Source organism: Candidatus Saccharibacteria bacterium (genome assembly GCA_017983775.1).
GTDB lineage: Bacteria > Patescibacteriota > Saccharimonadia > JAGOAT01 > JAGOAT01 > JAGOAT01.
Window position 1 is genome coordinate 20,795 of record JAGOAT010000010.1, and the last position, 6,340, is coordinate 27,134.

The window sequence follows — 6,340 nt, forward strand, 5'->3', positions numbered from 1 at the left end:
CAAGCTAATTAACGGCAATGATCTCGTAGATTATAGTTCCTACAGGTATCTCTATTTCCACCTTTTCACCAGATCTTCTTCCTATCAGGCTACTCCCGACAGGAGACTCATTGGAGAGCTTACCCTCCAACGGATTAGCCTCAGTAGATCCAACGATACGATACTGCTTCTGCTCCCCATTGACAATAACCTTCACTACGCTCCCGATTTCCACTTCTTCACTATGATGATTACTGACAATCTCAACTCGCTTGAGCATAGACTCAATCTCTTCAATCCTACCCTCCATAAATGCCTGCTCTTCTCTAGCTTCATCATAGCTGGCATTTTCACTTAAGTCCCCATAGTCTTTTGCTTCTTTTATCTTGTTGGCAATCTCTGGACGCTTAGCCTTGAGATCGGCTAATTCTTTTTCCAGGTCAACTAAGCCTTGCTTGGTCAATAATACTTTGTCATCTTTTTTTATAGTCATTGATTCCTTCCTACTGTATAATTAATGCTAGATTATCTTAGCATAGACAGCCTAAGCTGTCTATGCATCTAGTGTCAGCAATCTCGAAAACAATAGTAGCATCTAGATCAAGCAAACGATAGGGGGAAGACATCACAATCAATCACATCAAACAAAGGTATCCGGAGTACCAATTCCGCAAGAGAATGTACTATGGATTCGATAGTAATAGTAAACAGATCTATTATATTGCTGATTCTAGTGATTATCCATCCAGCCCCTTGCTATTGATCCATGAATTGGCACATGCCGAACTAGGCCATATTGACTACCAATCTGACCTGGAGCTAGTTCTAATTGAAATTAAGGCTTGGGACAAAGCATTAATTATCTGCCAGGAGCTTAGTATTGATTATGATCAAACGTTAAGAGATAGCTGTATAAAAACTTATTTAGACTGGTATAAAGCTAGAGGAACCTGCCCGAATTGCCATACATTAAATATTAATAGGCAAAACAACTATCAATGCTATAACTGTCTAAGTAGCTGGAGAGTGTCTGATAGCCTACATCCTGAGCCACGAAAATATAATCTCAGCTTCTAGTTAGCTAGAGTATCTTTTGCCTTACCCCTACGAGAGATCTTGCCACCCTTGCGTCCAGCCAAGGAAGCTAGCTTGGGGTTGGCAGCAAAACCTCCACCTCGAGATTTTTTGCCACCTGCTTGACCTATTACGGCGTAGAAATTCTTGCCGTATTTTTTACGATTTGTTGATGCAGCCTTATGACCACCTACTTTGGTACCCGACATGGAGACCCCCTTTCAAGTTAGTTTATTACTTGAACTGCCCTCCGCAAGTTTTCACTTCAGTTATTACGCTTATACTTTAGCTTATATTTATAGTTTTGTCAAGTCCAAATACCCAACATTATTGCTACGGGCAGATAATTTAATCTCCTACCTAGAGTCCCAGAAATTTTTCTTGCGTTGTAACAAAATCAGGATCTAGTCCATAGTTAAGCTGAGTTGATAAATATTTTAGTCTGGCATTTTCTATAATTCTCAAAGCCCTAGGTATAAAAATACCCCTATTATTAATTCCTAAAAGGTTTAATGCTCCATAAAAATACAAAATATCTTGCTCTCGAGCATCAACCTGCCAAGATCTAAAATTGTCTACACCAATTACCATTCCTATATCACCATCATTTTCAAAATCTGATATACCTACTGAAACTTCCGTGTTATTGGATTGTTTCATACGAAATCCTTCAAAACTAACCAAGTCTGAAAATAATAGTCTTATATCTGGATAAGTGGGATGCAAGTAATTAGATAGCTTATTTGGAATGCCTATCATTAATATATTATTGCCGCCTTCTCCTGGACTATTCCTAAAAATTATAATAGGTTCATTAGGATTACTGGACAATAATTGATGCCAGCTATCTAGCACTTCTGCCGGAGACTTATCGGTCATCTTAGTTTGTTCCATACTTTTCCTTATAATAAATAACATAACCTAAATACAAAAAACCCCTCAAGAGAGGGGTTTTTAATAAAAAATCTAGATGAGAATATATAGTACTTTTTATTAATCAATAAAAAGTGGCACCGTGCTACTTTCCCGCAAGGCAGTATCATCGCCGCAGAAGAGCTTAACTTCCGTGTTCGGAATGGGAACGGGTGTTTCCTCTTCGCCATAGGCACCACCTAAGATTTGCTAAATGTAACTTGTAAAAAGCCAATCGACTATTAGTATACCTCAGCTCAATGCCTCACAGCACTTACACTTGGTACCTATCAACCACGTTATCTACATGGAGTCTAATGGGGAAACCTAATCTTGAAGGAGGCTTCGCGCTTATATGCTTTCAGCGCTTATCCTTTCCGAGCATAGCTACTCAGCAATGCCATTGGCATGACAACTGATACACTAGAGGCTCGTTCACTCCGGTCCTCTCGTACTAGGAGCAACTCTTCTCAAGTTTCCAAACGCCCACACCAGATACGGACCGAACTGTCTCACGACGTTCTTAACCCAGCTCGCGTACCCCTTTAATTGGCGAACAGCCAAACCCTTGGAAGGTGCTTCCCCTCCAGGATGGGATGAGCCGACATCGAGGTGCCAAACAGCGCCGTCTATGTGAACTATTGGGCGCTATAAGCCTGTTATCCCTGGCGTAACTTTTATCCGTTGAGCACTGTTAATTCCACACTTATACAGTGGGTCACTAACTCCTGCTTTCGCACCTGCTTGGATTGTAGTCCTCGCAGTCAAGCTGACTTAAATGCGTTTACACTATCAGTATGATTTCCATCCATACCTAGTCAACCTTTGAACGCCTCCGTTACTCTTTAGGAGGCAACCGCCCCAGTTAAACTACCCATCAGACACGGTCCCTCTACCTGTAACTAACTTAAAAATATTGTCTAATATAAACTAATCTTTAAATCAGTTAAAGGCAGAGGTGAGAGCCAAGCTGTATTAAGGGTGGTATTCCACCAGTGACTCGATCGCGACTAGCATCGCGACTTCATAGTCTCCCACCTATCCTACACATAATAAAGCCAGACTCAATGCCAAACTGTAGTAAAGCTGCACAGGGTCTTTTTGTCTTGGTGTGGGTAAACGGCATCTTTACCGCTAATGCAATTTCACCGAGTCCTTCGTTGAGACAGTGCCCACATCATTGCGCCATTCGTGCAGGTCGGAACTTACCCGACAAGGAATTTCGCTACCTTAGGACAGTTATAGTTACTGCCGCCGTTCACTGGGGCTTAAGTTCAAGGCGTGAACCTCTCCCCTTAACCTTCCAGCACCGGGCAGGCGTCAGCCTGTATACATCAGCTTTCGCTTTAGCACAGACCTGTGTTTTTAATAAACAGTTGCATGGGCTCTTTTACTGCGCCCGACTTGTAAACAAGCCGGGAGGCCTTATCCCGAAGTTACGGCCGCTCTTGTTGCCGAGTTCCTTAACGAAGGTCCACTCGTCCACCTTGGTCTACTCGACCTGACCACCTGTGTCAGTTTGCGGTACGGTCGGCAATATCCATAAGCCAAATTAATTTTCTAGCCAGCTAGTACGCCGAAATCCAGTCAATCAAAGATCAACCGTTTCACTCGCATGTATAGCATGCTTAGACAGCAATCCAATAAGCTGCTTCGACTTCCAAGCCGTGTCTTAATCTGACAAGATATTACCGGTACAGGAATATTAACCTGTTGTCCATCGCCTACGCTATTCGCCTCGGCTTAGGCCCGACTAACCCTAAGCTGATCATCATTGCTTAGGAAACCTTGGTCTTTCGGTGGGCAAGATTCTCACTTGCCTTTCTGTTACTCATTCCAGCATTCTCACTTCTATCCACTCCACCAAACCTTACGGTTCAACTTCAACGCTGATAGAACGCTCCCCTACCCCATTTGCTTACGCAAATAGTCGTGTCTTCGGTACTGTACTTAGCCCCGTTATATTTTCCGTGCAAAGCTACAATTGACCAGTGAGCTATTACGCACTCTTTAAATGAATGGCTGCTTCTAAGCCAACATCCTGGTTGTCTGTGCAATTTCACTTCGTTTTCCACTTAGTACAAATTTTGGGACCTTAGACGACGATCTGGGCTGTTTCCCTTTCGAAACAGGAACTTAGCTCCCTATTTCTAACTGCTGCAATAGTTTATATGGTATTCGGAGTTTGATTGGACTTGGTACCCTAATGTGGGCCCAAAACCCATTCAGTGCTCTACCCCCATATAATAGTTTACAACGCTAGCCCTAAAGCTATTTCGGGGAGAACCAGCTATCTCCAGGTTCGATTAGCATTTCACCTCTAACCACAGGTCATCCAAGAGTTTTGCAACACTCCCTGGTTCGGCCCTCCATACCATGTTACTGGTACTTCAGCCTGCCCATGGTTAGCTCACCTGGTTTCGGGTCTAATTCATATGACTTATTCGCCTGGTTAAGACTCGCTTTCGCTTCGGCTCCGTTTTTAAAACTTAACCTAGCCATATAAATTAACTCGCTGGATCGTTATGCAAAAAGCACGCCGTCACTAATAACCATAAATGATTAGAAGCTCCGACTCATTGTAAGCGCAGGATTTCAGATTCTATTTCACTCCCCTTCCGGGGTTCTTTTCACCTTTCCCTCACGGTACTCGTTCACTATCGATCGTAAAGTGTATTTAGCCTTGGAGGGTGGTCCCCCCAGCTTCAGACAAGGTTTCCCGTGCCCCGTCCTACTTGAGACTTCCTGACATTTATGATAGCAAGCTATCACAGATGTCAGTCCTTTGTAGACAAAGGGATAAGTATATTTCGTTTACGCGACTTTCACGCTCTATGGTGGTCCTTTCCAGGCACCTTCTACTATATAAATATTTTGTAACCCTATTTGTCATCAGTCAATGACAAGCATTAGTCAGCTAAACTCAATCACTTGAGGTCAACTGACTGATGGTCTACATCTCACAACCCTTTCCTTTTATTAGTGACTAAACCTACTGATTATCTAGACAGAATCTAGATAATTATAGGAAAAAAGATAAGTTTAGGCTTCTCCCCTTTCGCTCGCCGCTACTCAGAGAATCTTGGTTAATTTCTTTTCCTTACCGTACTAAGATGTTTCAGTTCCGGTAGTTGCCGTCTCCAAACCTATGAATTCAGTTCGGATCATCTCAACATGACTTGAGATAGGTTTCCCCATTCGGAAATCCCCGGATCATAGCTTGCTTGGTAGCTACCCGAGGCTTATCGCACCCTGCTGCGTCCTTCTTCGGCACTTTACGTCAAGGCATCCATCGTGCGCCCTTATTTTGCTTTTTACAAGGCTTCTTTAACCCAAACAGAATTTTGGTCAAAGAAGCAATACATTAGCAAATCTTAGCTAGTGTCTAATCACAAAGATTAAAACAAAACTAAAATTTGTTTCGGTGATTTGTTTCGCACAATCACAAACTTGCGTCAATGACTGTTCGAAACCGTTTTCCCATCTAGATTTTCAAGGTTCGTCTATCTTAATCAACAGTTCATCCTGATTAGATAGTACAATTAGTGATATTATCAGAAAATATAGACCGATGTCAAGAGATTTTTTTAACTATCTCACTAAATATTCTGCCCCTTTGTTTGTAATCATCAAACATATCTTTACTACTGGTCGCCGGAGAAAGCAAAACTATCTGCAGACCTTCAGCATTAGCTAGTTGCTTAGCCTGATCTACAATCTGCACGAAGTCCTGACCCTCATTAACCTGATAGCCCTCAAATCCAACCGACCTAAAGGTCTGGATAATCATTTCCGAAGCTTGACCATAAAGCAAAACTTTAATCTGACCCAAATCTGATAGATAGTTCGCTAATGGTAGATAATCAAGCCCCTTATCCATACCACCGATCATCACGACAATTTTATCTCCATTCTCAGTTAGGGCATTAATTGCTGCGATTGTCGAGCTAGGATTAGTGGCAAATGAGTCATCATAGTAGCTAATCCCTCCAACTTTAGCAACAAATTCAATATGATGCTCTAGACCCCTGAAGCTACTAACTATCTCTAGATAAATAGACCTATCCTCTATAATATCCCAGGTAGCCGAAATTGCTGCGGCAATATTTTCCAAGTTGTGCAACCCTGGCAAAGCCACTATTGATCTAGTGATCTCAAGTTTGCTATCAAAATATATTCCGAGTTTATCATACTCGATCATAGAGCCACTACCCAATGGTCCATATCCTCGTTTTTGGGCTAAGCTCACAGTTGCTAGACTAGTAGAATTCTGGTCATCAGCCTTATAAACTGCTAGATCTTGGATAGATTGGTACTTGAAGATATTTGCTTTTGCCAGATAATACTCATTTTTATCTCTATGCCAATCCTGATG

General features: G+C 42.1%; 5 protein-coding genes and 2 rRNA genes. 1 reads left to right on the forward strand and 6 read right to left on the reverse strand.

Annotation, left to right across the window (positions count from 1 at the left end):
• Window positions 1–4: 4 nt before the first annotated feature.
• A complete protein-coding gene (gene greA, locus KA531_01925; protein ID MBP6005641.1) occupies window positions 5–466 on the reverse strand; it encodes a transcription elongation factor GreA in 462 nt (153 codons plus the stop codon).
• Between the two features lie 191 nt (window positions 467–657).
• Between greA and KA531_01930 the strand changes: the two genes are divergently transcribed.
• A complete protein-coding gene (locus KA531_01930; protein MBP6005642.1) occupies window positions 658–1,056 on the forward strand; it encodes a hypothetical protein in 399 nt (132 codons plus the stop codon).
• Here the strand turns inward: KA531_01930 and KA531_01935 are convergent.
• From KA531_01935 to KA531_01955, 5 genes are all read right to left on the reverse strand, one after another.
• Complete coding sequence (locus KA531_01935) at window positions 1,053–1,262, reverse strand: hypothetical protein (GenBank protein ID MBP6005643.1); 210 nt, start codon at window positions 1,260–1,262, stop codon at window positions 1,053–1,055. The two genes, KA531_01930 and KA531_01935, sit on opposite strands and share 4 nt — an antisense overlap.
• 151 nt (window positions 1,263–1,413) lie before the next feature.
• Window positions 1,414–1,947 carry a hypothetical protein gene (locus KA531_01940; GenBank protein MBP6005644.1) on the reverse strand — a complete coding sequence of 178 codons (534 nt, stop codon included), beginning with the start codon at window positions 1,945–1,947 and terminating at the stop codon, window positions 1,414–1,416.
• 111 nt (window positions 1,948–2,058) lie between these two features.
• Window positions 2,059–2,166, reverse strand: a 5S ribosomal RNA gene (rrf, locus tag KA531_01945).
• A gap of 21 nt (window positions 2,167–2,187) precedes the next feature.
• Window positions 2,188–5,282 (reverse strand): 23S ribosomal RNA (locus KA531_01950).
• 257 nt (window positions 5,283–5,539) lie between these two features.
• The coding region (locus tag KA531_01955) for a hypothetical protein (protein MBP6005645.1) at window positions 5,540–6,340 on the reverse strand (801 nt) is incomplete at its 5' end.